Raw genomic sequence first — 26674 nt, forward strand, 5'->3', positions numbered from 1 at the left:
GCCCCGGGCGCGGTCCTCAGGACGGAGCGGGCAGGACCGTGACGAGCGGCGGCCGGGGGGTGAGCGTGCCGGCGAGGGCGCGGAGCGCGAGGAGCTCGGCGCCGTCGAGCGCCCCGCCGAGCGGCGGCGCGAGGACGACGTCGGGGCGCAGCCGCGACAGCTCGGCGGTGAACGGCGCGGTGAGGACCTCGCCCGCGCCGAAGATCCCACCGGTGTAGGACGCGCGCGCCGGGACGGGGTCCCGCAGCGCGGCGGCGAGCGTGCGCGCGAGCTCCCCACCGGCGGCCGCGACGATCCCGGCGGCGACCGGGTCCCCCTCCCTCGCGAGCCCGACCGCGTCCTGGGCGAACGAGGCGAGCAGCCCCGCGCGGTCGTCCCGCGTGTAGACCTCGCGGATGAGGGCGTCCGGCTCCCCGAACCGGCTGCGGGCGGCGGCGAGGAGCGCCGCGGCGTCCGCGCGGCGGCCGTCGTGGTGCTCGAGGGCGGCGGTGAGCGCCCGCCCGCCGATCCACGACCCGGACCCGGCGTCGCCGAGGACGTGGCCCCAGCCGTCGACCTTGCGCCACGTCTCGCCGAGGTCCGTGCCGAGGGCGGTGCAGCCCGTGCCCGCGAGGACGACGGCTCCGGCCGTGCCACCGAGGGCACCGACCGTGGAGGTGACCGCGTCGGAGGCGACGACCGTCGGCGCGACCCCGAGCCGGGTGTGGACGACGTCGGCGAGGCCGGCGGCGCCGTCGGCGAGCGTGAGGAGGCCACTGAGGCCGAGGCACGCCGCAGCAACGTCCCCGGCACCGAGGTCGAGCTCGATGAGGAGCGTCTCGACGAGCGGCGCTGCGACGAGGCCCGCCGCCGACACCCGCAGCCCCGGTCCGGTGGCGGTGCGCGCCCCCTCGGGCCGGACGCCGCCGCCCGCGAGCGGCGTCCACCGCGCCCGTGACCCGGAGCCGCCGAGGTCGACGGCGAGCACGCCCTTCACGGTTACTTGCCCATCCCCGCGGTGAGCCCGGTGATGATCTGCTTCGTCGCGACGAGGAAGAGGAGCACGAGCGGGAGCGTAGCGATGACGAGCCCGGCGAAGAGCGTCGACCAGTCGGTCTGGTACTCCCCGAAGAACGTCGTCAGCCCCACCGGCAGCGTGTAGTTCTCCCGGTTGCGGATGAGGATGAGCGGGTAGAAGAAGTCGTTCCAGATCGGCACGAACCGGAAGACGACCACCGTCGCGATCGCGGGCCGCACGAGCGGGGCCATGACGCTCCAGAACATCCGGAACGGACCCGCGCCGTCGAGCCGCGCCGCCTCCTCGAGCTCGCCCGGCAGCTGCCGGAAGAACGTCGTGAGGACGAACACGGAGAACGGGATGCTCACCGCGGCGTAGACGAGGACGAGCCCGAGGCGCGTGCTCACGAGGTCGAAGGAGTCGAGCAGGTAGAAGATCGGCACGATCATGAGGAACACGGGCATCATGAGGCCGGAGATGAACACCGACTCCACGACGGCCATGAGCTTCGACCGGCTCCGGGCGAGCGCGTAGGCGGCGAGCAGCGACACGGCCGTCGAGATGGCCACGGAGCTGACCGTCACGACGATCGAGTTCCAGAAGTACGTGCTGAAGGAGGCCTCGATCCAGGCCCGTCCGTAGCTGGAGAAGTCCGGCGGGAACGGCATGCCCAGTGGCTCGGTGGCGAGGTCGCGGTTGGTCCGCAGGGAGTTCGTCACCATGACGATGAGCGGCACGACCGCGATGAGGGCGTAGAGCCACAGGGACGTCGTGATGATGCTCTGCGACCAGCCCCCGCCCTGGGGCCGCCCGGCGGGGCGGGGGCGGCGCGTCGCCTTGGGCGCGTCGCCGCTCCCGCTCGTGGCCGGGGGCGTGGTTGTCGTCGTGGTCACGGTCAGAACAACCTCCGCTCGGTCCGGCGGAACCACCGGGTGAAGAAGACGGACAACCCGAAGATGACGAGGAAGAGCAGGATCGCCACGGCCGAGGAGGTCCCGATCGCGTTGGACGAGCCGGACTCGAACGCCGTCCGGTAGAAGACGAGGGACATGACGTCCGTCGCGCCGGCCGGGCTGCCGGTGGACCCACCGAGGGCGTAGGGGATGGGGAAGGACTCCATCGCCCCGATGAACGTCAGGACGCTCACCGTGCCGATGACCGGGGTGAGCAGCGGCAGCGTGATCCGGAAGAACCGCTGCGGCCCGGTGGCGCCGTCGAGCTCGGCCGCCTCGTCGAGCTCGGGGGAGAGCCCGCCGAGGGCCGCCCCGTAGAGCAGCATCGGGAACCCGACCCACTGCCACGAGGTGACGAGGACGACGACCCACAGCGCGGTGGACGGGTCACCCAGCCACGGGAGCGCGAGCGCGTCGAGACCCACGCCCCGGAGCAGGGCGTTGACGGGCCCGAAGAGCGGGGAGAGCAGGAGCGACCACAGGTAGCCGATGACGAGCGGGCTGACGAGGTAGGGCAGCGTGTAGATGACCTGGAAGAACCGGCGGAAGCGCGCGCGCCGGTGGAGCAGCACCGCGAGGAGCATCCCGACCGAGTTCTGGACCACCATCGCGCCCGCGAAGAGCAGCAGGTTGTGCCCGAACGCGCGGGGCACCTGGCTGCGGTACGGCTCGGCGGTGAAGAGGTGGATGAAGTTGTCGAGCCCGACGAACTCGCCCTGCGTCGTGCCGCGCCAGCTGAACACCGAGTACGTGAACGCGGTGAACATCGGGTACAGCACGAAGACGGCGAAGAGGATGGCAGCCGGGGCGAGGAAGAGCAGCCCCGTGCGCGCGGGCAGCGCCGCCGTGCGGCGGCGCTGCCCGGTCCCCTTGCGGGCGAGCGTCTGTGCGGGGTCGCTCACGCCCCGGGAGTGAACCACGCAGAGATCCCGTTCTGGATGTCGGCGGCGACGCCTGCCGCGTCCTTGTCACCGAGGAAGAGCTCCTGGCCACCCTGGCCCACGAGGTCCGTCCCCGACGGCGTGCCGTAGCGGAAGTTGACGAGCTGGAGGTAGGGGGCGGGGCTCTCCTGGTAGAGGTCCCACATCTCCTGCATGAGCGGCTCGTCGAAGGTCACGCCGGGGACCGGCGAGAACTGCTTGAGGTCGTTGGCCATCATCTGGCCGTACTCCTCGGTGGCGAGCCACTGGATGAGCTTCTCGGCGGCCTCGGGGTTGGCGCTCTGCGCACTCATGCCCCAGTTGCCGTCCGCGTACGCGGGGGTGACGGCCTCGTCGAGGGCGGCGCCGGGGGCCGGGGGCACCTGGAAGACGCCGAGCTCGAGGTCCGGGTTCTCGCTCTGGAAGAACGCGAGCTCGAACGAGCCGCCGGGGAACATCGCCGCCTGCTCCGTCGTGAAGAGCACCTGGGAGTCGGTGTAGCTGACGCCCACGACGCTGTCCGACATGTACCGGGCCATGTCCGCCATCGTCTGCAGCGACGCGACGTAGGCCGGGTCGGTGAAGTCCGTCTCGCCGGCGAGCACGGCCTCCTCGAACTCGGCTCCGCCGTAGACGGCGGAGCCGAGGATGTCGTGGACGATCGGGATGATCCACGCGTCGAGCGCACCGACGGACATCGGCGTCATGCCGGACTCCGCGACCGCCTCGTTGACGGCGATGAACTCGTCCCACGTCGTCGGCTCCTCGAGGCCGAGCTCGTCGAAGACCGCGACGTTGTAGTACATCTGCAGCGTCTGCGAGGCGAAGGGGACGCCGTAGATGTTGCCGTCCTCGCGCCCCTTGGCTCCGGCGAGGATCGTCTCGTCGAACTCGGCGACCTCGGGGACGATGTCGTCGAGCGCGACGAGGTTGCCGCCCTCGACGAGCGGCTGGAGCAGGCCGTAGCTGCGCACCTGGGCGATGTCCGGGCCGTCGCTGCCGGTGAGGCCGGTCTGGAGGATCTGGTTGTACTCGGTGTTGAGGAAGGCCTGGAAGTCGACGGTGATGCAGGGGTTCTGCTCCTCGAAGACGTCGAAGATCGTCGCGTAGGCGTCGGCGTCCTCCGTGCGCCACGACCACACGCGCAGGGTGGTCTCCTCGTCGGTGCACTCACCGCCGGTGGCGCCGGTCGTCTCGCCTCCCGCGGCGACGGTCTCGTCGGGGTCGGGCGCGTCGGAGGACGGCGCGCAGGCGCCGAGAGCGAGGAGCGTGGTGAGTGTGGCGAGCGTGAGGACTGGCTTGCGGCGTTGCATCAGGGTGTCCCTTCATCGGGTCGGGCGAGGGTGTGGGGCAGGGGGGAGAGGCCGGTGGGGTCGGCGACGGCGGCGCGCACGGTGCCGTCCGCACGGTCGAGGGCCGCGCGGGCCGCCGCGACGTCGAGGCCCGCGAGCATCATGACGAGGGCGAGCTTGAGGTCCCCGTCGGCCCGGTCGAGCACGTCGGCGCACTCCTCGCGGGACGCGTCGGTGGCCTGGGCGAGGATCGTCAGCGTGCGGGCACGCAGCTTCTGGTTGGTCGCGACCATCGAGACCATGAGGTTCGACCACGTGCGGCCGAGGCGGACCATGAGCGCCGTCGAGAACGTGTGGAGGACGAGCTTCTGCGCCGTCGCGGACTTCATCCGCGTCGAGCCGGCGAGCGCTTCCGGCCCGGTGTCGAGGATGATCTCGACGTCGACGTCCCCGCGCAGCGCCGAGCGCGGGTTGGAGGTGACGAGGGCGGTGAGTGCCCCGACGGAGCGGGCGTGGGCCAGCGCGCCGGCGACGAACGGCGTGCGGCCGGAGGCGGCGATGCCGATGACGACGTCGCCCGCGGTCACGTCGGCGACGTCGAGCGCACCCGCCTCGGCGTCGTCCTCGACGTTCTCCGCCGCCCGCACGAGCGCGGCGTCGCCCCCGGCGTGGTGCGCGACGACGACGCCCGGCTCGAGGTTGAAGGTCGGCAGGAGCTCAGCCGCGTCGATGACGCCGATGCGCCCGCTCGTGCCGGCGCCGACGTAGTGGATGGTCCCGCCGGCGCGCACCCGCGCCGTCGCGCCGTCGACCAGCTCGGCCAGCGCAGGAAGGACGTCGGCGACCGCACCCGGGACGAGGTGGTCCTCGGCGTTGATGAGGTGGAGCAGGTCGAGAGTCGGGACCGTGTCCATCTCGACGGTCCGGGGGTTGCGTTCCTCGGTCGGGGAGTCCACGAGCACCCCCCACCGGGGTTCGCTCCATGCTGGCATCATCGACCTCCTCGGGCGGGCACGGTTGACGCCGGTCGGCGCACGGACCCGTTGCGCAGGACGATGCCCGTCCGAGCCGTGGATGTCAATCCTTTTCATCTACGCTTATGTACAACGAAGTATGTTTCAGCCGCCCCGGGCGGTCGAGGGAAGAAGGAACGACCGATGGCAGGTATGTCGAGCATCCCCGCGGAGTCCGCCGGGGCGGGGCTGGTCTCGCGGGTGCGCGCCTCGCTCACCGACCTCCGGCCGGCGGAGCGGCGGGTCGGCGAGGCGGTCGTCGCCGACCCCAACCTCGTGGCCCGCGAGTCCATCACCGCGCTCGCGGCCCGGTGCCGTACGTCCGCGCCGACGGTCGTGCGGTTCGCCAAGCGCATGGGCTTCTCCGGCTACCCCGAGCTCCGGCTGGCCCTCGCCGTCGCCGCCGGGATCGAGGAGGGGCGCAGCGCCCGCGGGCCGGTCTCCGGCACCCTCGACGCCTCCGACACGCTCGAGGACATCATCACGAAGATCGGCTACGCCGACGCCCGCGCCGTCGAGGACACCGTCTCCATGCTCAGCGTCGGTGAGCTCGAGCGGGCGGTGGACGCCATCGTCGGCGCGCGCCGGATCGACGTCATCGGCGTCGGCGCGAGCGCGCTGACGGCGGCCGACCTGTGCCAGAAGCTCGCCCGGGTCGGGTACAACGCCGTCGTCCACCCGGACCGGCACGCGGCGGTCACAGCCATCTCCCTGCGCCGGCGGGGCGACGTCGTCATCGCCATCTCGCACTCGGGCGCCACCGCTGACGTCCTCGAGCCGGTCCGGCTCGCCTCCGGCGTCGGCGCGACGACGATCGCGCTGACGAACCACCCGGGCTCGCCGCTGGCGAAGGCGGGCGACGTCGTCCTCGTGACGACGAGCCGCGAGACGACGTTCCGCACCGGCGCGATGGCGAGCCGCATCGCCCTCCTCACCGTCATCGACTGCGTGTTCGTCGCCGTGGCCATGCGCGACATGGACGCCACCCGGGCGGCGCTCGACGCGAGCTTCAAGGCGATCGCCGACCTGTAGCGGGCGGTCGGCGGGTGGGCAGCCGGACTCGTTGACACCCCCGGGAGGGTGCGGGAAGGTGAGGCGGCGGCGGCACGGCGGTGCGCGGCCGCACGCCTGGCGGGGACGATGCGAGGAGTGCTCGATGACGAGGTCGCGCGCGGCGTCGCCGACGGTCCTGACCGTGGGCCGCTCCGGCGTCGACCTCTACCCGCTCGAGAGCGGCGTGCGCCTCGAGGACGTGACGACCTTCGGCAGGTTCCTGGGCGGCAGCCCGACGAACGTCGCCGTCGCAGCCGCCCGCCTGGGGCAGAGCGCGGCGGTGCTCACGGGCGTGGGGGACGACCCGTTCGGCCGGTTCGTCCGGGCGGAGATGCGCCGGCTGGGGGTGAGCGACGCCTACGTCGTGACGACGCCGGACCTGCCTACGCCGCTGACGTTCTGCGAGATCTTCCCGCCCGACGACTTCCCCCTCTACTTCTACCGGCGCCCCGGCGCGCCCGACCTCGAGATCACGCCCGACGACGTCCCCGCGGAGGCGGTGCGCGACGCCGCGGTCGTGTGGTTCTCCGCCTCGGGCCTGTCGCAGGAGCCGTCACGCTCGGCGCACGTCGCGGCGCTCGCGGCCCGGCAGCGCCGCACGCACACCGTCCTCGACCTCGACTACCGGCCGATGTTCTGGCCCGACCGCGACGAGGCGTCGGCGCAGGTCCGGGCTTTCCTCCCGGGGGTGACCGTCGCCGTCGGCAACACCGAGGAGTGCGACGTCGCCGTCGGCGAGCGGGACGCGGACCGGGCGGCGGATGCGCTCCTCGAGGCCGGCGCGGACGTCGCTGTCGTCAAGCAGGGACCGCGCGGCACGCTGGCGAAGACCGCCGACGAGCGCGTCGTCGTCCCGCCGCTCGAGGTCGACGTCGTCAACGGGCTCGGGGCGGGGGACGCGTTCGGCGGGGCCCTGTGCCACGGGCTCGTCGAGGGGTGGTCGCTCCACCGGACCGTCTCCGCCGCCAACGCCGCCGGCGCGATCGTCGCCGGGCGGCTCGAGTGCTCGACCGCCATGCCTGCGCTCGCCGAGCTCCTCGCCGTCCTCGACGACCGGGTCCCGCCCGGCGTCGTCGAGCGCGTGCCGGTGGCGGCGCGGTGAACGAGCACCTCGTGCGCGCCGGCGAGACCGCCCACGGCCGGTGGGCCGTCGACGTCACCCCCGAGCGCGCCGGCTGGCGGTACTGCGGGCTCGGTGTCCTCGACCTCGAGCCCGGGGGCCAGGAGGTGGTCCGCACCGGTGGCGACGAGCTCCTCGTCCTGCCGCTGGCCGGCGGGTGCACGGTGCTCGTCGACGGCACCGAGCACGTGCTCACCGGGCGGGCGGACGTCTTCTCCGCCGTCACCGACCACCTCTACGTGCCCGCCGGCAGCGACGTCGTCATCACGGCCGACGACGGCGCGCGGCTCGCCCTGCCGCGAGCGCGAGCCGCCCGCCGGCTGCCCGCGTCCTACCGCGGTGCTGACGAGGTCTGCACCGAGCTGCGCGGCGCCGGGGCGTGCTCGCGCCAGGTCAACAGCTACGCCCTCGGCAACGCGCTCGCGACCGACCACCTCCTCGTGTGCGAGGTGCTCACGCCGGGCGGGAACTGGTCCTCCTACCCGCCGCACAAGCACGACGAGCACACCGCCGACGAGCGCGAGCTCGAGGAGATCTACTACTTCGACGTCCGCGGCGGCCCCGACGGCCCCGGGTTCGCGTTCCACCGGACCTACGGCACGGTGGAGCGCCCGATCGAGCTGGCGGCCGAGGTGCGCCCCGGCGACGTCGTCCTCACCCCGCACGGCTACCACGGGCCCTCGATGGCCGCGCCGGGCTACGACCTGTACTACCTCAACGTCATGGCCGGGCCCGCGGCGGACCGCGCGTGGCTCACCACCGACGACCCGGCCCACCACTGGGTCCGGGCCACGTGGGAGTGCACGGCCGTCGACCCGCGGCTGCCCATGACGGTCCCCACCGGGCGGCCGGCGACCGGCATCAGCGAGCCGTCGGGGGCGGAGCCGTGAGCGCCGGCGGCTCGCGCGGCACCGCGCCCTCCGGGACGGTGCGCCTCACGGTCGGCCAGGCGATCGTCCGGTTCCTCGCCCGCCAGTACACCGAGCGTGACGGGCAGGAGCAGCGGCTCGTCGCCGGGGTGTTCGGCATCTTCGGGCACGGCAACCTCGCCGGCCTCGGGCAGGCGCTCCTCGAGAACGAGGTGGACCCGGGGCCGGGCGCAGACCGGCTCACCTACTACGGCGCGCGCAACGAGCAGGGCATGGTCCACGCCGCCGTCGGGTACGCCCGCACCCGCAACCGGCTCCAGACGTTCGCGTGCGCGGCCTCCGTCGGACCGGGCTCGACGAACATGGTGACCGGCGCGGCCCTCGCGACGATCGACCGCATCCCGGTCCTCCTCCTGCCGTCGGACACCTTCGCGACGCGCGCGCCGGACCCCGTCCTCCAGCAGCTCGAGGACCCCGGCGAGCCGGGCATCTCCGTCAACGACGCCTTCCGGCCGGTGTCCCGCTACTGGGACCGCCTCACCCGCCCCGAGCAGCTCCCGGCGAGCCTCCTCGCCGCCATGCGCGTCCTCACCGACCCGGCCGAGACGGGCGCGGTGACGCTGTGCCTGCCCCAGGACGTCCAGGCCGAGGCCTTCGACTGGCCCGCCGGCCTCTTCCGCCGGCGCGTGTGGCACGTCGCCCGGCCGGTGCCCGAGCCGGCGGCCCTCACCCGGGCCGTCGCCGTCATCCGCTCGGCGCGCACCCCGCTCCTCGTCGCCGGTGGCGGGACGATCTACTCCGGGGCCGCGGACGCCCTCGCCGCCTTCGCCTCCGCCACGGGGATCCCCGTCGCCGACACCCAGGCGGGCAAGGGCGCGCTCCCCTTCGACCACCCGTCCGCCGTCGGCGGGGTGGGGGCGACGGGCACCGCCGCGGCCAACGCCCTCGCCGCCGAGGCTGACGTCGTCATCGGCGTGGGGACCCGGTACACCGACTTCACGACGGCCAGCCGCACCGCCTTCCGCCACCCCGGCGTCCGGTTCGTCAACGTCAACGTCCATGCCTTCGACGCCGCCAAGCACGCCGCCGAGATGGTCGTCGCCGACGCCCGGGAGGGGCTCGACGCCCTCACCGAAGCCCTCGCTGGCTACCGGGTCGAGCCCGCGTACGCCGCCCGGGCCCGCGCCCTCGCGCAGGACTGGGTGCGCGTCACCGAGAAGGCCTACCACCGCGGCCACGGGCCCCTCCCCGCCCAGACGGAGGTGCTCGGTGCGCTCGACGAGCTCATGGGCGCCGACGACATCCTCATCAACGCCTCCGGCTCCATCCCCGGAGACCTCCAGGCGCTGTGGCGTGCTCGGCGGCCGGGGCAGTACCACCTCGAGTACGGGTACTCGTGCATGGGCTACGAGATCCCCGCCGCCATGGGCGCCAAGCTCGCCGAGCCCGGCCGCGAGGTCGTCGCCGTCGTCGGGGACGGGTCCTACCAGATGCTCCCCGGCGAGCTCGCGACGATCGTCGCGGAGAACCTCAAGGTGACGATCGTCCTCCTCCAGAACCACGGCTACGCCTCGATCGGCGCGCTCTCCACCGCGCTGGGTTCCCAGGGGTTCGGCACCCGGTACCGCCGGCGCTCGCCCACCTCGGGCCGGCTCGACGGGGAGCGGCTGCCCGTCGACCTCGCCGCCAACGCCCGCAGCTTCGGGATCGACGTCCTCGAGGTGGCGACCGTCGCCGGGTTCCGCGCGGCCTTCACCCGGGCGCGCGCCTCCGCGCACGCGACGCTCATCCACATCGAGACCGATCCCGAGGCGCCGAGCCCGCCGTCGTCGGCGTGGTGGGACGTCCCCGTCGCGGAGGTCTCCCGCCTCGCGAGCACGCGGGCGGCCCGCGCCGAGTACGAGCGCGCCAAGCAGCAGCAGCGGCCCCACCTGTGAGCGTCGAGGAAGGACGTGCCGTGAGGACGATCAGGCACTGGGTCGGCGGCGCCGCCGACGACGGCACGGGCGCGACGTCCCCCGTCCACGACCCCGCGACGGGCGAGGAGACCGCCCGGGTGGCCCAGGGCGACGCCGGCGTCGTCGCGCGGGCCGTCGCGGCTGCGGGCGCGGCGCAGCGGGAGTGGGCGGCGACGTCCCTCGCCCGCCGCACGGAGGTCATGTTCCACATGCGCGAGCTCGTCGTCGCCCGCACGGAGGAGCTGGCGCGCCTCGTCCAGTCCGAGCACGGCAAGACGCTCGCCGACGCGCGCGGGGAGGTGGGGCGCGGGCGCGAGACCCTCGACTTCGCCTGCGGGATCAACCAGGCGTCGAGGGGCAGCTTCACGGCGGAGGCCGCCTCGGGCGTCGACGTCCACAGCCTGCGCCAGCCGCTCGGCGTCGTCGCCGGCATCACGCCGTTCAACTTCCCCGTCATGGTGCCGATGTGGATGCACCCGATCGCCATCGCCACGGGCAACGCGTTCGTCCTCAAGCCCTCGGAGCGGGACCCGTCCGCCGCGAACCTCGTCGCCCGGCTCTACCAGGAGGCCGGCCTGCCCGACGGCGTCTTCACCGTCGTCCACGGAGGCAAGGAGGCGGTCGACGCGATCCTCGCCCACCCCGGGATCGCGGCGGTGTCCTTCGTTGGGTCGACGCCGGTGGCCCGGTACGTCCAGCGGGAGGGCGTCGCGCACGGCAAGCGAGTCCAGGCGCTCGGCGGGGCGAACAACCATGCCGTCGTCATGCCGGACGCGGACATCGCGTCCGCCGCCGCCCAGATCGCCGCCGGCGCCTTCGGGTCGGCCGGCGAACGGTGCATGGCCGTGCCCGTCGCCGTCGCGGTGGGGGCCGCGGTGGACCCGCTCGTCGCCGCGCTGGCGGCCGAGGCGGAGGGGATCACGGTGGGCCCCGGGAACCGCCCGGGTACCGACATGGGGCCGGTCATCTCCGCGGACGCCCGGGAGCGGGTCGTCGCGTACGTGACGGGCGCCGTCGAGGCGGGCGCCGTCGCCGTCGTCGACGGGCGGGGTCTGACGGTCGAAGGCCACGAGGGCGGCTACTTCGTCGGGCCGACGGTCCTCGACCGGGTCTCCCCGGACATGGCGGCGTACCGGGACGAGGTGTTCGGCCCGCTGCTGACCGTCGTGCGCGTCGGCACCCTCGACGAGGCGCTCGCGCTCGTCAACGCCTCGCCGTTCGGCAACGGCGCAGCGATCTTCACGACGTCCGGGGAGCACGCGCGCCGGTTCAGCCTCGAGGTGGAGGCCGGCATGGTGGGGGTCAACGTGCCGATCCCGACGCCGGTGGCGTACTACTCCTTCGGCGGGTGGAAGGATTCCCTCTTCGGGGACCACCACGCGCACGGACCCGAGGCCGTGCGCTTCTACACTCGGAACAAGGTCGTCACGACGCGGTGGCCGGCGCAGGACCGCCCCGGCGCGGCCAGCATGAGCTTCCCGAGCACGACCGACTGACCACCCGGGCGCGGTACCGGAGCAACGACGCCCGCCATGTACGAGAGCAGCGCCCCGAGGCGCGAGAGAAGGAGCGGCACGTGAGGATCGCGGGAGCACCGATCAGCTGGGGCGTGTGCGAGGTCCCCGGGTGGGGGCACCAGATGCCGCCCTCCCGGGTGCTCGCCGAGATGCGGGACCTCGGGCTCGAGGCGACCGAGTTCGGGCCACAGGGCTGGCTCCCCGTCGCCCCGGACGAGCGCGCGGCTGTGCTGCGCTCGCACGGCCTCGCGGCCGTCGGTGCCTTCGTCCCGGTGCTCCTCCACGACCCGGACCACGACCCGGTGCCCGAGGTGGACCGGGAGCTGGAGAGCTTCGAGGCGGCGGGTGGCGACGTCCTCGTGCTCGCCGCGGCCTCCGGCCAGGACGGCTACGACGAGCGCCCCGAGCTCGACGAGCGGGGCTGGGCGACGCTCCTCGCCAACCTCGACCGGCTGCGCGACCTCGCCGCCGCCCGCGGCATCACGACGACCCTCCACCCGCACGTCGGCACGATGGTCGAGACCCGCGAGGACGTCACGCGTGTCCTCGACGGCTCGGGCGTGGGCCTGTGCCTCGACACCGGCCACCTCCTCATCGGCGGCACGGACCCCGTCGCCCTCGCCCGCGACCACGCCGCGCGCATCACGCACGTCCACGCCAAGGACGTCCGGACCGCGCTCGCCGAGCGGGTCCGCGCCGGCGAGCTCACGTACACCGAGGCGGTGCGTGCGGGGATCTACGCCCCCCTCGGGGAGGGGGACATCGACCTCGCCGCGATCTTCACGGCGCTCGACGCCGCGGGGTTCGGCGGCTGGGTCGTGCTCGAGCAGGACACGATGATCGACGCCGAGCCCGCCGGCGAGGGGCCCCTCGCCGACGTCCGCACGTCCCTCGCCCACCTCCGCGACCTGGCGGCCCGGGCATGACGCTGCGCGTCGGCGTCGTCGGCACCGGCGTCATGGGGGCCGACCACGTCCGCACGCTCACCACGCGGGTGTCCGGTGCCGTCGTCACCGCCGTGACGGACCTCGACGCCGGGCGGGCCGCGTCCGTCGCGCGCGAGGCCGGCGCCGGCACGCGCGTGACCGCGTCGGGTCTCGAGCTCATCACCGCCGACGACGTCGACGCCGTCATCATCGCCTCGGACGACGCGAGCCACGCCTCGCTCACCCTCGCCGCCGTCGCCGCGGGCAAGCCCGTCCTCGTGGAGAAGCCCCTCGCACCGACGGTCGCGGAGTGCCGGCGGGTGGTCGACGCCGAGCGCGACGTCGTCGGGGACGGGCCCGCGCTCGTCCACGTCGGCTTCATGCGCCGCTTCGACCCCGCGCACGTGGAGCTGCGCCGCGCCGTCCAGGGGGGCCGGATCGGTCGCGCCCTCGTCGCGCACGCCGTGCACCGCAACACCCGGACGGCGCCGGGCGGGACGTCCGAGACCACCGTGACGAGCTCGGCCATCCACGAGCTCGACTCGCTCCCGTGGGTGCTCGGCAGCGCGCTGAGCGAGGTCAGCTGGCACGCGCCGAGCGCGCCCGGCTCGCTGCCGGGCCGCGCCGACCCGCAGGTCCTGCTCGTGCGCACGGCCGACGGCGCCCTGTGCACCGTCGAGCTCTTCGTCAACGCCGGGTACGGGTACGACGTGCGCCTCGAGGTGGCTGGGGAGGGCGGCACGCTCGCGCTCGCGGACTCCTCCCTCCTCGTGCGCAACGCCGAGCTCGGCCGCGCGCTCGACTACCCCGCGGACTGGCGACCGCGGTTCGCCGAGGCGTACCGCGCCGAGCTCCAGGCGTGGGTCGACGCGATCGTCACCGGGCGCCCGGCTCCCGACCTCGCGTGCGCCGCCGACGGGCTCCGGGCGGCCCAGGCCGCCGACGCGGTCATCGCGTCGATGCACGCCGGCGGAGCGCCCGTCCAGGTCCCGCCCGCCCCGGCCCCTCGCGTGATCATGCAGTAGTGCCGGCCCGCCCCTGCAACCGTGTTGCGCCCCAGGTCCTGATCAAGCAGAAGCTCCGGCGTGCCCCGCTCGTCCCCCGGTGATCGTGCAGACGTGTCCGGGTACGTCTGCCTGATCACGAGGGGAGGGGGGCGGGTCAGTCGAGGGCAGCGGCGATATCGGGGACGGCCTCGCGGTAGCCGTCGAGGAGCGTGCGCCCGACGGCGATCGAGTCGACGAGCGGGTGCGTCGCGAACGCCCTCCACGCGAGCTCGGACGAGCGCTCCGCCGAGGCGCGCAGGACGAGCTGCTCGCTCGCCTTGACGGCGAGCATGAGGCCCGCCATGTCCGCGGCGAGGGGCGCGACGCGGTGGGGGTGGACGCCGGCGTCGTCCACGGTGCACGGCACCTCGATGACGGCGTCGGCGGGCAGCTGCGCCACGAGCCGCTCCCCGCCGGCCGCGTCGTTGCCGACGTTGAGGATCATCGTCGCGCTCCGGCCGGTGGACAGCGCGGTCATGAGGTCGAGCGCGACCTCCTGGTAGCCGCCGCCCTCGACGTCCTCCGCGCGCCGGCCGTAGCGCTCCTCCTCGGCGCGGGACTCACCCATGTACGTCGACTCGCGCTCGTGCCGGGCACGGTCCCACTCCTCGAGCGCGTGCTCGGGCCGCTCGGCGGCGCTCGCGTAGAACGCGTTCTGCTGGGCGTCGAGGTACTCCCCCCGCGTGGGGCCGCCGCCACTGATCCGCGCGACCGCCTCCCGGTTGGAGTAGTAGTAGAAGAGGTACTCGTTCGGCAGGGCGCCGAGGGCGCGGACCCAGTCGAAGCCGAAGAGCCGCGCCTCCTCGATGCCGTCGAGGTGCTCGTCCGAGGCGAGCAGCCCGGGCAGGACGTCCCGGCCGTCCACGGTGACCGTGCGCAGCCAGCCGAGGTGGTTGAGGCCGACGTAGTCGAAGCCGACGGCGCGCGGGTCGCGTCCCACGGCACGCGCGACGCGGCGCACGAGGCCGATCGGGGTGTCGCAGATGCCGACGACGCGCTCGCCGAGGATGGCGCGCATGGCCTCGGTGATGATGCCGGCGGGGTTGGTGAAGTTGATGACCCAGGCCTCAGGGGCGACGTCCCGCACCCGCTCCGCCAGGGCCCGCGCCTGCGGCAGGGTCCGCAGCGCGTAGGCCAGCCCTCCCGGGCCCACCGTCTCCTGCCCGAGGACGCCGTGGCGCAGGGCGACCTGCTCGTCGCTGATCCGACCGGCGGTGCCCCCGACGCGGATGGCGGAGAAGACGAAGTCCGCGCCCCGCAGCGCCTCGGTGAGGTCACCGGTCGTGCTCAGCGCGGGCGGGTGCGCGAGGCGGGGGGAGAGCTGGTCGAGGACCGCGGCGATGACGCGCATGCGCTCCGGCGAGGCGTCGTAGAGGCAGATCTCGTCGACCCGGATGCCGGCGTCCGCGGCGGCGACGGCCGCGAAGATCTGCGGCACGCGGAACCCGCCTCCGCCGATGATGGTGAGCTTCACGTGGTGATGACCTCCGTGTCGTGGTGGTGCAGCTGGGTGAGGCCGGGGGAGTCGGCCGCCGCGGTCGTGATGACGACGTCGATGCGGTCGGGGCCGCAGACGGCGAGCAGTCCCGAGCCCGGGAACTTGTCCGCGTCGGCGACGAGCACGCGACGCTCGGACGCGTCGAGGATCGCGCGCTTGACCGGCACCTCGATGCTCGTGGAGTCGAGGACGCTCCCGTCGTCCCGCACGCCGCTCGTGCCGAGGAAGCACAGGTCGGCCGTGATGTGGCTGAGCGCCTGCTCCGGCAGGGACCCGACGAAGGAGAGGTAGGAGCGGCGCAGGACGCCCCCGAGCAGGACGAGCTCGACCACCGGGTCGTCGCGCAGGACGTCGACGACGGCGAGCGAGGGCGTCACGACGGTCACCCTCCGGCCCCGCAGGTGGCGCGCGACCTCCGCGACGGTGGTCCCGATGTCGAGGATGACGACGTCACGGTCGGCGACGAGCGCGGCCGCCCGTGCGCCGAGCACGGCGAGCGAGCCGGCGCGGTCGGTCGTGACGTGCTCGACGGGGCGCGGGACCGGCTCGATCGCGCCGCCTCCGCGGACCCGCTGCAGCCGGCCCTGGCTGCTGAGGGTGTTGAGGTCCCGGCGTATCGTCGACGTGCTCACGCCGAACGTGCTCGCCAGGCGCGCCACCGAGACCTCACCGGCGCTCGCGAGCTCGGCGAGGATCAACTCCCGGCGGGTCGAGGTGAGCACGTGCAAAGTTTAGCAGGATCGCGCACTAGTGGGCATGAGTGTGCATAGAATGCGGATGTATCGATCAGGAGCGGCGGAGGACACGTGAGGACGAGCGGCGGCACCCACGCGCCCGGCTCCGGCGCGCGTCCGGCCGCCGCAGCGGCGGCGACGGCAGCCACCGGGGCACCCGTGACGGCGGCGGGCGAGCCGCCGGTGCCGCTCGACGTCTTCCTCTGCGGGCCGATCTTCCTCGACATCATCTTCTCCGGCCTGCCGGCCGAGCCGCGGCCGGGCACGGAGGTGTGGGCGGCGGGCATGGGCTCGCTGCCCGGCGGCATCGCCAACCTCGCCGTGGCGACGAGCCGCCTCGGGCTCTCCACGGGTCTCGCGGCCGGCTTCGGCGGCGACGTCTACGGGCAGTGGTGCTGGCAGCTTCTCGCCGAGGAGGGGATCGACCTGTCGTGGTCCACCCGCCTCGGGGACCAGCACACGTCCGTGACCGCCTCCTTCGCCTACGGCGACGACCGCTCGATGGTCACGCACGGCCACGACCTGCCCATCACGCACGACGAGCTCATCGGCGACCCGCCGGCCACCCGTGCCGTCATCACCGACCTCGGCGGTCACCGTGCCGCGGAGACGTGGTGGTCCCGCGCGGCCGACGCCGGGGCGAAGGTCTTCGCCGACGTCGGCTGGGACCCCACCGGGGTGTGGGACGTCGCGGCGCTCGAGCCCCTCGCGCGGTGCCACGCCTTCCTCCCGAACGAGGTGGAGGCGATGGCGTACACCCGCACCGCCGACCCCCGCGCCGCGCTCCACGCACTGGCCGACCGGGTGCCCGTCGTCGTCGTCACGTGCGGGCCCCGCGGGGCGTACGCGATCGACAGCACGACGGGCGAGGAGGTGCACGTCCCCGCCGTCGCCGTCGACGCCATCGACCCGACGGGGGCCGGCGACGTGTTCGCCGCCTCCTTCGCGAGCGGGACGCTGTGGGGCTGGCCGCTCGCGGACCGGATGGCCTTCGCGTCGCTGTGCTCCTCCCTCGCCGTCCAGCAGTTCGGCGGCTCGCTCGCCGCGCCGGGCCTCGGTGACATCCACGACTGGTGGGCGGGGCTCGGCCTCGCCGCCGACCGGGGGGACCCTGGGGCGCGTGAGCTGCGCGCCCGCTACGCGTTCCTCGACGGGGCGCTGCCGGCCCGGCCGGCGAGCGTGGCGCGCCGCGCCGAGGCAACCTTCGCCCTGGATGCCGACCTATGACAGCCCGGGACGACGCACGAACGGTGACAATAGGAGCCGGCGGTTCACCGGGCGCCGCCAACGAGGAGGAGGAACGACCATGAGCGCAGCACTCCGTCGCAGGAGGCTCGCCGCGGGTGCGGCGACGATCGCCGCGACCGCACTGGCACTGGGGGCGTGCACGCCCGGGTCCAACGGCGGGGACGACCCGACGACCGACGGCGAGACGTCGGCGACGCCCGGGAACGGCGAGGTCGACACCGACATCGCCGCCATGGAGGACCAGACCCTCGTGGTGTGGGACCAGGAGGTCCGTGGCGGCCAGAACGAGCAGATGGAGCGCCTCAACGAGGCCTTCATGGAGGAGTACCCGAACATCGAGATCGACCGCGTCACGCAGTCGAACGACGACCTCACCGCCACGCTCCGCCTGGCGCTGACGGGCAACGACGCCCCCGACGTCACCCAGGCGAACAACGCGCGCGCGCAGATGGGCCAGTTCGTGGCCGGCGGCCAGCTCATCTCCCTCGACCCCTACGCCGAGGCGTACGGCTGGACGGACCGGTTCTCGGACAGCGTCCTGCAGAACACGAGCTACAGCGAGGACGGCGTGACGTTCGGCGAGGGATCGCTGTACGGCCTCCCGCAGGTCGGCGAGATCGTCGGTGTCTTCTACTCCAAGGCCAAGCTCGGCGAGCTCGGGCTCGAGGTGCCCGAGACGTGGGGCGACTTCGAGGACCAGCTCTCGACGATCGCGGACGCCGGGGAGACCCCGCTCGTGCTCGGCAACCTCGAGCAGTGGCCCGCGCTGCACGTGTTCGGCCCCATCCAGGGCGCCTACGTCGACGCGGACGAGATCCGTGCCCTCGGCTTCGGCAACGCCGGCGCGAGCTGGACGAGCGAGGGCAACCTCGAGGCCGCCGCGAAGACCGTCGAGTGGGTCGAGGCCGGCTACTTCAACGAGGGCTTCAACGGCGCCGACTACGACGCCGTGTGGCAGGCGTTCACCGAGGGGACCGGGGTCTACCTCATCGGCGGGTCGTGGCTCGCCGCGGACATCGAGGCGGCCATGGGCGACGACGTCGGCTTCTTCGCGCCGCCGCCCGTCGAGGCCGGCGCCGGCTCCGTCACGACCGGTGGCATCGGCATCCCCTTCGCCGTCACCTCCGCGGCGGAGAACCCCGACCTCGCGGCCGCCTACATCGACTTCATCACGAGCGAGGACGCCATGGCGATCCTCGCCGAGACGGGGAACATGCCCGTCGTCGAGACCGCCGAGCACATGCCCGACGGCGGCCTCCAGGCGGAGATCTACAGCGCCTACGGCGACGTCACGGAGAACGGTGCGCTCCTGCCCTACCTCGACTGGGCGACGCCGACGATGGGCGACACCCTCGGCCAGGCGCTGCAGGGGCTCATGGACGGGCAGATGACCCCGGAGGAGTTCACCGAGACCGTCGAGACCGACTACGCAGAGTTCGTTGCCTCGAACGAATGAGACCGGGGGGCGTGGCGGCCACCACCGTCGCGCCCCCGGCTCCTCGCCGAGCGTCCCGGCCGCCGCGCCGGGCACCTCGCCGACGGGCCTGGCCCCCGCACCACCGGCTGCACGGCGCCGGCGCGGGGGCAGCTACGGCCTGACGCCGTACTGGTTCCTCCTGCCCGCCCTCGCCGTCTACGGCGCGTTCATGCTCTACCCGCTCGGCCGGGCCGTCCAGATCTCGCTGTACGACTGGGACGGGCTGAGCCTGGCGACGTTCGTCGGCCTGGCGAACTACGCCGACGTCGCCACCGACCCGGCCCTGCGCGACGCGTTCGGGCACGCGCTCGTCCTCATCTTCTTCTTCTCCCTCCTCCCGCTCGGCATCGGGCTCGTCCTCGCGGCGCTGCTCACGCGCGCGCGGGTGCGTGGGCTCGGGTTCTTCCGGACCGTCGTCTTCCTCCCGCAGGTCATCGCGATGGTCGTCGTCGCCGTGGCGTGGCGTCAGCTCTACGCGCCCGACGGCGAGATCAACACCCTCCTGCGCGCCCTCGGGCTCGACGCGCTCACCCGGACGTGGCTCGGGGACTTCACGCTCACGCTGCCCGCCGTCGGGGTCATCGGCACGTGGGTCTCGACCGGCCTCGTCACCGTCCTGCTCATGGCGGGCATGGCGCGCATCCCCGGTGAGCTCTACGAGGCGGCCACCCTCGACGGCGCCGGGCCGGTGCGCACGTTCCTCGCCATCACCGTGCCGTCCGTGCGGGCGGAGATCGTCGTCGCCCTCACCCTGACGATCATCGCCGCGCTCAAGACCTTCGACCTCGTCTACGTCACGACCTCGGGCGGACCGGGGCGCACGACGACCGTGCCGAGCTACGAGGTGTACCGCCGGGCGTTCCAGCTCGGCGAGGTCGGCTCGGCGGCGGCCGTGGCCGTCGTCCTCACCGTCCTCATCTTCGCGATCAACGTCGTCGTCAACCGGGTCGGGGAGCGCGAGCGGTGAGGGTCTCCAGCGTCGAGCGGGCGTGGAACTACGCCATCCTCATCGTCTTCGCGGTCCTCGCGCTCGCGCCCGTCGTGACGATCCTGCAGACCGCGCTCTCCCCGGAGACGCCGGCGGACGCGGCCGCGGGCGGCCCGCTGCACTGGGAGAACTTCGCCCGGGCGTGGGAGCAGGGCCGCTTCAGCGAGTACATGGGCAACTCGCTCAAGGTGGCGGTCGTCGTCGTCGGGCTCTCGACGATCCTGTCGATCATGGCCGGGTACGCGTTCGGCGCCTTCGAGTTCCGCGGCTCGCAGCTGCTCTTCTACGTCTTCCTCCTCGGGATCATGGTGCCGACCGAGGCGATCGTCGTGCCGCTCTTCTTCGACCTCCAGGCGCTCGGGCTGACGAACACGATCTGGGCGATCGCCCTGCCGCAGGTGGCGCAGTCCGTCGCGTTCGGGACGTTCTGGATGCGCGCGTACTTCCGCGGCGCGAACCGGTCGATCATCGAGGCCGCGCGGCTCGACGGCGCCGGCCACCACCGGGTGCTGTGGCAGGTGCTCGTCCCGGTGGCCCGCCCCGCCGTCGTCACGCTCGTCCTGCTCACCTTCATGTGGACGTGGAACGAGTTCCTCATCCCGCTCGTCATGTCGCCCAACGCCCAGCTGCGCACCGCGCCGCTCGGCCTCGCCATGTTCCAGGGGCAGTACGTCCAGGGGACGACGCTCCTCGCGGCCGGCGCGGTCCTCGTCGCCCTGCCGATGGTGATCCTCTACCTCTTCCTCCAGCGGCACTTCATCCAGGGCATGCTCGAGGGCGCGGTCAAGGACTGACCGCCGGACGGGTCGGCTCACAGGGCAGGTCTCGCGGGCGCGGCACTTTCGTGCAGACGCTCGCCCGAGATGTGAGCACTCCCTTGCAGCTGTGAGCACCGCGTCGCTAGGTTTGCCAGGAAGGCAGACGGCGTGGTCTGCGACCACAGCTGCGGACGTCGCCGTCCGCACCGCACCGGGAGGTCCTCGTGAAACGGAAAGCCCTGGCACTACCGGCGGTGCTCGCGCTGCTGCTCGGCGGCGGGATGTCCGCCGCGGCCGCGCAGGCGACGCTGCCGCCGCTCGAGGTCGGTGAGCCGTCGATCTCCACCGAGGTAGACCCGACCAAGATCGACATCATGGGGCTGTGGGCCCACCCCGACGACGACGCGAGCTTCACGACCCCCTGCGGTGTGTGGCACGACCTCTACGACATCCGCTGCGGCATCGTCATGGAGACGCGCGGCGAGGGCGGGAGCAACTCCGTCGGTGACGAGGCCGGCCCCGCGCTCGGCCTGCGCCGCGAGAACGAGGACCGCGCCTCCCACTGGCGCTCCGGCACGATCGACATCTACAACGTCGACCGCGTCGACTTCTTCTACAACACCAGCGCACCTCTGACGGCGCAGGTGTGGGACGCCGAGGAGGGGCTGCGGCAGACCGTCCGCATCATCCGGGAGACCCGCCCCGAGATCCTCATCGGCTTCTCCCCGGCGCCCGCCGGGCACGGCAACCACCAGTACGCGGGGCGCCTCATCTGGGAGACGGCCGCTGCCGCGGCGGACCCGACGATGTTCCCCGAGCAGCTGACCGGTCCCGACGCGGTCGAGCCGTGGCAGGTGAAGAAGATCGTCTCCGGCGCCTCCAACCAGGGTGAGGGCGGCACGGCGGGACCGAGCTGCACCGTCGGCTTCACCCCGGCGCCGACCAACCCCTTCACCGTCCACGGCGTGTGGACGGGTTACGAGTCGCCGTACACGTGGGCCGAGGGCAACGTCCAGGGCCAGCCGGCCGGGACGGCGAAGACGTGGGCCCAGGTGGGCCGCGAGGGGGCGCGCGCGCACCCGACGCAGGCGCGCTCGATGGAGATGGGCGTGACGGAGCCCGGGTGCACGCGCTACGGCGTGGCCCAGGCGTTCGTGCCGTTCCAGCCCAACAGCTCACCGGAGGCCGGCAACGACGACGCGCTCTTCTACGGCGCCTCGATCCCGGACCCGGGCGGCATGCCGCTCGGCTCGCTCCTCCACCTCGCGACGGACGACTACTTCCACGCGGCCGGCGAGCCGTTCGAGGTCACCGTCCACTCCCGCTCCGGTGAGGGGACGCTCCCCGCCGGCTCCGTCGAGCTCGACGTGCCCGCCGGCTGGGACGTCTCCGCCGCGCAGGACATCGGTCCGATCACGCCGGACGCCGACGCGACGGCCACGTTCACCGTCACCCCCGGCGACGACGCCACACCCGGCCGCTACAAGCTGGCGGCCACCCTCACGTCGGGCGCCATGACCGGGTACACGGACTCCCGGGTGGAGATCGCGGCGCCCGTCGAGGGCCGGTTCGCGCGCTGGGGCAACTTCGTCGAGTACGAGGAGTGGGCCGCGGCCAACACCTACATCTCCGGCCGTGCGCCGGCACGCGAGCAGATCGGCGCGGGCGAGACGATCTCCCTGCCGGTCGTCGTGACGAACCGGACGTCCGCGGACCAGGACGGCGAGGTGAGCATCACCCTGCCCGAGGGCTTCACCGCGGACTCGACGACGCTGCCGTACACCGGCCTTGCCGGCGGCGCGGAGACGACCGTGACGTTCGAGGTCACCCACACCGACCCCGACGCCGCGGGCGGCACCACCGTCGACATCCCCATCACGACGACGTACAGCGAGCCCGCCGGCTCCGCGAGCGAGACGCTCCAGGTCATCGTCGTCCCGACGACGGTCATCCCCGAGCTCGACGCCACGCCGACCCTCGACGCCGTCGACGACGACGAGTACGGCGACGCGATCGAGATCGGCGGCCGCTGGGAGGGCGCCGAGTGCGACCCCGACGGCACCGACTGCGGCGACGGCAGCTACGCGAAGATCGCGTGGCAGGACGACGCGCTGTACGCGTTCATCCACGTCGTCGACGACACCCAGAGCGCCGCCGCCCCGCCCGAGCGGTGCTTCGGTCACTGGCTCGTCGACTCCGTCGAGGTCCTCCTCGACCCGCGCGGTGACTCGGTCGACACGTCGACGACGTTCAAGTCCGGGATCTTCCCCTTCACCGACGACCCGACCGGCAGCGCCGGCAACGGCGAGAACGGCCCGTGCTGGACGCGCGACGCCGACAACCATCAGGGCTTCTCCTCCGGCCCGCTCGCCGACACCGTCGAGGACGGCCCCAACGCCCCCGGCATGGAGGTCGTCAGCGACGCCGAGATCACGCCGGACGGCGCCTACGCCGGCGGCGCCTACAACGTCGAGATCAAGATCCCGCTCGACGTCCTGCCCGCCGCCGTCGGGCCGACGAGCACACCGCCGACGGGCGAGGCGGAGACGAACGACGTCGACCCCGACTACCTCGGGCTCAACATCACGCCGTACGACTCGGACAACCAGGACTTCATCGGGGAGACCCGGACCGCGTGGTCGCCCTTCGGCAGCCAGCAGTCCGAGCCCTACCGCTGGGGCCACGCGTACCTGGACGGGTACACCCCGCCCGAGGGCCGGTCGACGACCCCGGACGCCCCGCGGATCCCGGACACCGCGCTCCAGGGCGTGGAGTCCCCGCAGACCGTCCACCAGTCCGCCGTGCGCGGCGTGACGATCTCCGGCCTGCAGCCGAGCCGGGCGATGACGGTCACCGACGTGACGATCGACGGCGACTCGGTGGACATCGCGGTGGAGTCGACCGAGCAGGGAACCGCCCGGGCGTTCCTCTGGCACGGCGAGCACGGCTTCATCCCCGTGTGGGAGTCGAGCTGCCCGGGTGACACCGACGGCTTCGACGCCTGCTCGCTCGAGGACGGCTCGGCCCCGCCGTGGAGCCCCGACATGGGCGGGCGCCTGCTCGGCATGACGACGGTCCAGGTGGGCGTCGGCGTGAGCGGGATGACGCTGCCCATCGACGACGTCGTGCGGGAGGCGCTCCGGGCCGACGGCTCGATCCTCATCTCCTTCCAGTCGGCGGAGAACGAGGTCAACGCCTGGTACTTCCCCGTCGTCGAGGGCGAGGTCCCGACCCCGACCCCGACTCCGACGACGCAGGAGCCGACGACGGACCCGACGACGGACCCGACGGGCACCCCGACCGACCCGGCGACCGACCCGACGACGCCGGGCGGCGAACCCACGCGTCCGGGTGGTGGCGGGGAGCTTCCCTCGACCGGTGCGCCGCTCGCGCCGGTGGGCTGGGCCGCGCTGGCGATGCTCATCGTGGGCCTCGCCGTCATCGGCGCCCGCCGTGCGGGGGTGGAGCACTGACGACGGGCTGACCCACGCAGGACGACGGGGCCCCGGCAGCCGCGCGGCTGCCGGGGCCCCGTGCGTCCGGGGCAGGGCGCTGCGGTGGCGCGCCGGCTGCCCGGGACGTTCCGGTCGGCGTCGACCCGCAGGGCCGTCGGTCGCCGGACTACGTGTCCGAGACGTCAGTCCCGTCGCGGTGTCGATCTGTGGACCGGGTGACCGCCGCAAGCCAGTAGGAGTCCTCGTCGTCGGCGCTGACGACGACATTGCTCTCATCGGCGGTGATGTCAGGTGCGTTCCGAGCCATTCCCATCTGCCCGTTGTCGCACCGAACCGCCCCGGAGTCGCTCGGTTCGCCGTTGAAGCGCACGTCCAGAGTCGCTTCACCGATGCAGTAGATCGTGAGTACGAACCCCTCTTCGACGTCGAAGTCGAACGCGGGGAGGGCGGCCGATCCGCGAGCGAGGACGGGTGGAACGAGAACGCCGTCGCCGGCGAACTCCTCCTGGAAGTGCTCGAGCCTGTCCGCGACCAGCACCAGTCGCTCGTCACCCTCGGACTGTGAGCACCCCGCGAGCAGCAGCACGGCCAGGGCCGCCAGGGCCGCCGTTCTCCTCGTGTCTCCCATGTCTGCCACCGTATCGACGGGTGCAAGCACGGGGCGGCGTGCATGTCCGGCCGCGGCGTCTACGCCCCGACGGGAAGGACCGCCCGGAACGGCACGGTGAGCAGGCCGGCGCGGGTGCGCACGTGGTAACGGGTGCGGCCGCGCTTCTCGACGACGCCCTGGACGCCGGCGTACTTTCCGCGCACCCGGAGCGCGACGGTGCTGCCGACGGGGAGGCCGCCGAGCGCGGCGAGGACGGCCCGCGACGACGTCCCATCTCCTTCGGCCACCGGGTCGTCGTCGGAGTCCCACAGGGTCGGCGTGTGCGTGCCCGTCCGGCTCCGGCCGTCCCGAGCTACGGCCGTGAGGGCGGCGAGCCGCTCGATGACGGCCCGCTGGTCCGCGATCTCGCGTTCCGACGCCCGGTACCCGGCGGACATGGGGACCTCGCGCCCGTGGAAGCGCCACGTGAAGAGCAGGTCCGGCGAGAAGTCGCGGCTGCACCGGGTGCACGAGGACGCGCGGGCGGGCTGGCGGTGCCGGGTGACCGAGTGCCCGTTGGGGCACGTGCCCACCCATGGCGCGGGCGCGCGCGGGGCCTCGGGTGCCACGCACCGGGCGCCGGTCGAGCCGATGCGGCGGGCCGTCGCCCGCCAGACGGCGTCGTGCCCGTGACCTGGCCCGGCGAGGGCGTGCGCGATCTCGTGGAGGAGGGTCTCGCGGACCTGCGAGCGGCCGTACAGGACGGTGAGCGGGCGGCTGAGACTGATCGTGCGCCGGTCGAAGCGGCACAGCCCCGCCCGTACCTTGGCGTCGTCGAACTCGAGCGTCCAGCCGGACAGGCCGTGCACGGCCATGAGCTCGACGCCCATCGTCCGGGCCGCCTCCAGGTCCATCGCTCCTCCTCCGCCGCGTGCCTGAGGAAGACGGTACGAGGTGGCGCCGACACCCGGCCGACGTTGTCCACACCGCCCGCGGCGGGAAGCGGACGCGCAGCCGGGGTGTTGCCCCTCGTGTGAGTGACCCGACGGGCGACGCGCCCCGTGCCCGGCCCGTCGACGTCGTCGTCATCGGCGCGGGCCAGGCCGGGCTCTCCGCCGCGTACCACCTGCGCCGACGCGGCTTCGTCGCCCCGGCGGAGGCGGCCCCGGGAGCACGCACCTACGTCGTCCTCGACGGGGAGGCGGGACCGGGCGGCGCATGGCGTCACCGCTGGCGCTCGCTGCGCATGGCGACCGTCAACGGCATCCACGACCTGCCCGGCATGGCCCTGCCCGACCCGCCGGCGTGCGAGCCGGCGAACGAGGCCATCCCGGACTACTTCGCGCGGTACGAGCGCGAGCTCGACCTCGCCGTCGTGCGGCCCGTCATGGTGCGCGCCGTGCGCCGCTCGCCCGCGGACGCGGCACTTCTGCATGATCACGAGGAGGGGTTGGGGGGCCCGGACGAGGTGGGGGGTGGCGCCCACGCGGCCGAGGAGAGGGACGGAGACGGGGTCGGGGCGGGGGGTGAGGGAGGGAGGCTCCTGGTCGAGACGGATGCGGGGGCGTGGGGCGCCCGGGCGGTCATCAATGCGACCGGCACGTGGCGCAAGCCCTTCTGGCCGCGGTACCCCGGCCAGCTCGACTTCCGTGGGACCCAGCTGCACGTCGCCGACTACGAGCGGGCCGAGGACTTCGCCGGGCGCCACACCGTCGTCGTCGGGGGCGGGATCTCGGCGGTCCAGCTCCTCGACGAGATCTCTCGCGTGACGTCGACGACGTGGGTCACCCGGCGGGAGCCCCTGTGGCGCGAGGACGACTTCGACCGCGAGGCCGGGCGGCGCGCCGTCGCCCTCGTCGAGGAGCGGGTCCGCGCCGGGCTGCCGCCGCGCAGCGTCGTCAGCGTCACCGGCCTGCTGTGGACACCCGCGCTGCGGGCCGCGAGGGAGCGGGGCGCCCTCGAGCGGCACCCGATGTTCACCCGCATCGAGCCCGACGGCGTCCGCATGGCTGACGGCTCCTTCCAGCCCGCGCAGGCCATCCTCTGGGCGACGGGCTTCCGCGCCCAGCTCGACCACCTCGCCCCGCTCGGACTGCGAGGCCACGGCGGCGGGATCGCCGTCGACGGCACGCGGGTCCGCGCCGAGCCGCGGGTACACCTCGTCGGGTACGGGCCGTCGTCGTCGACCGTCGGGGCGAACCGGGCCGGGCGGGACGCGGTGCGGGAGATCACGGCTCTGCTCGACGCCTGAGCGGCGACGACC

Annotated in this window: 22 protein-coding genes; 13 read left to right on the top strand and 9 right to left on the bottom strand. The window is 73.6% G+C overall.

Annotated elements, in window-relative coordinates:
• Positions 1–16 precede the first annotated feature (16 nt).
• From V2J63_RS03135 to murQ, 5 genes are read right to left on the bottom strand one after another with little or no spacing between them, the layout of a single operon-like run.
• Complete coding sequence (locus V2J63_RS03135; protein WP_331229512.1) at positions 17–967, bottom strand: N-acetylglucosamine kinase; 951 nt, start codon at positions 965–967, stop codon at positions 17–19.
• An 11-nt stretch (positions 968–978) separates the two neighbouring features.
• Positions 979–1890 carry a carbohydrate ABC transporter permease gene (locus V2J63_RS03140; protein WP_331229513.1) on the bottom strand — a complete coding sequence of 304 codons (912 nt, stop codon included), beginning with the start codon at positions 1888–1890 and terminating at the stop codon, positions 979–981.
• Between the two features lie 2 nt (positions 1891–1892).
• A complete protein-coding gene (locus V2J63_RS03145; protein ID WP_331229514.1) occupies positions 1893–2852 on the bottom strand; it encodes a carbohydrate ABC transporter permease in 960 nt (319 codons plus the stop codon).
• Positions 2849–4183, bottom strand: a complete 1335-nt coding sequence (locus tag V2J63_RS03150) for an ABC transporter substrate-binding protein (RefSeq protein ID WP_331229515.1) — start codon at positions 4181–4183, stop codon at positions 2849–2851. The genes V2J63_RS03145 and V2J63_RS03150 overlap by 4 nt, the downstream gene beginning before the upstream one ends.
• Positions 4183–5154 (bottom strand): N-acetylmuramic acid 6-phosphate etherase, encoded by a 972-nt coding sequence (gene murQ, locus V2J63_RS03155; protein ID WP_331240790.1) that lies wholly within the window; start codon positions 5152–5154, stop codon positions 4183–4185. Before murQ ends, V2J63_RS03150 begins: the two co-directional genes overlap by 1 nt.
• A 165-nt stretch (positions 5155–5319) precedes the next feature.
• Here murQ and V2J63_RS03160 point away from each other — a divergent pair, with 165 nt between their 5' ends.
• From V2J63_RS03160 to V2J63_RS03190, 7 genes are all read left to right on the top strand, one after another.
• Positions 5320–6207 carry a MurR/RpiR family transcriptional regulator gene (locus V2J63_RS03160; RefSeq protein ID WP_331229517.1) on the top strand — a complete coding sequence of 296 codons (888 nt, stop codon included), beginning with the start codon at positions 5320–5322 and terminating at the stop codon, positions 6205–6207.
• A 124-nt stretch (positions 6208–6331) separates the two neighbouring features.
• Complete coding sequence (gene iolC, locus V2J63_RS03165; RefSeq protein WP_331229518.1) at positions 6332–7330, top strand: 5-dehydro-2-deoxygluconokinase; 999 nt, start codon at positions 6332–6334, stop codon at positions 7328–7330.
• Positions 7327–8238, top strand: a complete 912-nt coding sequence (gene iolB / locus V2J63_RS03170; RefSeq protein ID WP_331229519.1) for a 5-deoxy-glucuronate isomerase — start codon at positions 7327–7329, stop codon at positions 8236–8238. Before iolC ends, iolB begins: the two co-directional genes overlap by 4 nt.
• The gene (gene iolD / locus V2J63_RS03175; RefSeq protein ID WP_331229520.1) at positions 8235–10154 is read left to right on the top strand and encodes a 3D-(3,5/4)-trihydroxycyclohexane-1,2-dione acylhydrolase (decyclizing); all 1920 of its coding nucleotides are present in this window, start codon (positions 8235–8237) and stop codon (positions 10152–10154) included. The genes iolB and iolD overlap by 4 nt, the downstream gene beginning before the upstream one ends.
• A gap of 20 nt (positions 10155–10174) precedes the next feature.
• The gene (locus V2J63_RS03180) at positions 10175–11671 is read left to right on the top strand and encodes a CoA-acylating methylmalonate-semialdehyde dehydrogenase (protein WP_331229521.1); all 1497 of its coding nucleotides are present in this window, start codon (positions 10175–10177) and stop codon (positions 11669–11671) included.
• A gap of 80 nt (positions 11672–11751) precedes the next feature.
• Entirely contained in the window at positions 11752–12618 is an 867-nt protein-coding gene (locus V2J63_RS03185) for a TIM barrel protein (RefSeq protein ID WP_331229522.1), read from the top strand.
• Complete coding sequence (locus V2J63_RS03190; RefSeq protein ID WP_331229523.1) at positions 12615–13643, top strand: Gfo/Idh/MocA family protein; 1029 nt, start codon at positions 12615–12617, stop codon at positions 13641–13643. Before V2J63_RS03185 ends, V2J63_RS03190 begins: the two co-directional genes overlap by 4 nt.
• Before the next feature lie 136 nt (positions 13644–13779).
• Here the strand turns inward: V2J63_RS03190 and V2J63_RS03195 are convergent, their stop codons facing one another.
• On the bottom strand, positions 13780–15138 hold the full coding sequence (locus V2J63_RS03195) for a 6-phospho-beta-glucosidase (RefSeq protein ID WP_331229524.1): 1359 nt from the start codon (positions 15136–15138) through the stop codon (positions 13780–13782).
• A complete protein-coding gene (locus V2J63_RS03200) occupies positions 15135–15884 on the bottom strand; it encodes a DeoR/GlpR family DNA-binding transcription regulator (RefSeq protein ID WP_331229525.1) in 750 nt (249 codons plus the stop codon). The genes V2J63_RS03195 and V2J63_RS03200 overlap by 4 nt, the downstream gene beginning before the upstream one ends.
• Before the next feature lie 84 nt (positions 15885–15968).
• Here V2J63_RS03200 and V2J63_RS03205 point away from each other — a divergent pair, with 84 nt between their 5' ends.
• The 5 genes from V2J63_RS03205 to V2J63_RS03225 all read left to right on the top strand — a co-directional run bounded on the left by V2J63_RS03205 (position 15969) and on the right by V2J63_RS03225 (position 23840).
• The gene (locus V2J63_RS03205) at positions 15969–17123 is read left to right on the top strand and encodes a carbohydrate kinase family protein (protein WP_331229526.1); all 1155 of its coding nucleotides are present in this window, start codon (positions 15969–15971) and stop codon (positions 17121–17123) included.
• 79 nt (positions 17124–17202) lie between these two features.
• Entirely contained in the window at positions 17203–18600 is a 1398-nt protein-coding gene (locus tag V2J63_RS03210; protein WP_331229527.1) for an extracellular solute-binding protein, read from the top strand.
• An 88-nt stretch (positions 18601–18688) separates the two neighbouring features.
• Positions 18689–19588: a carbohydrate ABC transporter permease gene (locus V2J63_RS03215; RefSeq protein WP_491062012.1), complete on the top strand. Its 900-nt coding sequence runs from the start codon at positions 18689–18691 to the stop codon at positions 19586–19588.
• The gene (locus V2J63_RS03220) at positions 19585–20403 is read left to right on the top strand and encodes a carbohydrate ABC transporter permease (RefSeq protein ID WP_331229528.1); all 819 of its coding nucleotides are present in this window, start codon (positions 19585–19587) and stop codon (positions 20401–20403) included. The genes V2J63_RS03215 and V2J63_RS03220 overlap by 4 nt, the downstream gene beginning before the upstream one ends.
• A gap of 188 nt (positions 20404–20591) precedes the next feature.
• Positions 20592–23840 carry an NEW3 domain-containing protein gene (locus V2J63_RS03225; RefSeq protein ID WP_331229529.1) on the top strand — a complete coding sequence of 1083 codons (3249 nt, stop codon included), beginning with the start codon at positions 20592–20594 and terminating at the stop codon, positions 23838–23840.
• 148 nt (positions 23841–23988) lie between these two features.
• On the opposite strand, the gene V2J63_RS03230 is transcribed toward V2J63_RS03225, so the two are convergent.
• Both V2J63_RS03230 and V2J63_RS03235 read right to left on the bottom strand, forming a co-directional pair.
• A complete protein-coding gene (locus V2J63_RS03230) occupies positions 23989–24450 on the bottom strand; it encodes a hypothetical protein (protein WP_331229530.1) in 462 nt (153 codons plus the stop codon).
• A 59-nt stretch (positions 24451–24509) separates the two neighbouring features.
• On the bottom strand, positions 24510–25325 hold the full coding sequence (locus V2J63_RS03235) for a SprT-like domain-containing protein (protein WP_331229531.1): 816 nt from the start codon (positions 25323–25325) through the stop codon (positions 24510–24512).
• A gap of 119 nt (positions 25326–25444) precedes the next feature.
• Here V2J63_RS03235 and V2J63_RS03240 point away from each other — a divergent pair, with 119 nt between their 5' ends.
• Complete coding sequence (locus tag V2J63_RS03240; RefSeq protein ID WP_331229532.1) at positions 25445–26662, top strand: NAD(P)-binding domain-containing protein; 1218 nt, start codon at positions 25445–25447, stop codon at positions 26660–26662.
• The last annotated feature ends 12 nt before the right edge of the window (positions 26663–26674 follow it).

The organism is Georgenia wangjunii (assembly GCF_036421975.1).
GTDB lineage: Bacteria > Actinomycetota > Actinomycetes > Actinomycetales > Actinomycetaceae > Georgenia_A > Georgenia_A wangjunii.

Coding starts and splice junctions, on each gene's coding strand:
- V2J63_RS03235 (WP_331229531.1), bottom strand. CDS start 25,325: ATGGACCTGGAGGCGGCCCGGACGATGGGCGTCGAGCTCATGGCCGTG.
- V2J63_RS03150 (WP_331229515.1), bottom strand. CDS start 4,183: ATGCAACGCCGCAAGCCAGTCCTCACGCTCGCCACACTCACCACGCTC.
- V2J63_RS03210 (WP_331229527.1), top strand. CDS start 17,203: ATGAGCGCAGCACTCCGTCGCAGGAGGCTCGCCGCGGGTGCGGCGACG.
- V2J63_RS03190 (WP_331229523.1), top strand. CDS start 12,615: ATGACGCTGCGCGTCGGCGTCGTCGGCACCGGCGTCATGGGGGCCGAC.
- V2J63_RS03230 (WP_331229530.1), bottom strand. CDS start 24,450: ATGGGAGACACGAGGAGAACGGCGGCCCTGGCGGCCCTGGCCGTGCTG.
- iolC (WP_331229518.1), top strand. CDS start 6,332: ATGACGAGGTCGCGCGCGGCGTCGCCGACGGTCCTGACCGTGGGCCGC.
- murQ (WP_331240790.1), bottom strand. CDS start 5,154: ATGCCAGCATGGAGCGAACCCCGGTGGGGGGTGCTCGTGGACTCCCCG.
- V2J63_RS03160 (WP_331229517.1), top strand. CDS start 5,320: ATGGCAGGTATGTCGAGCATCCCCGCGGAGTCCGCCGGGGCGGGGCTG.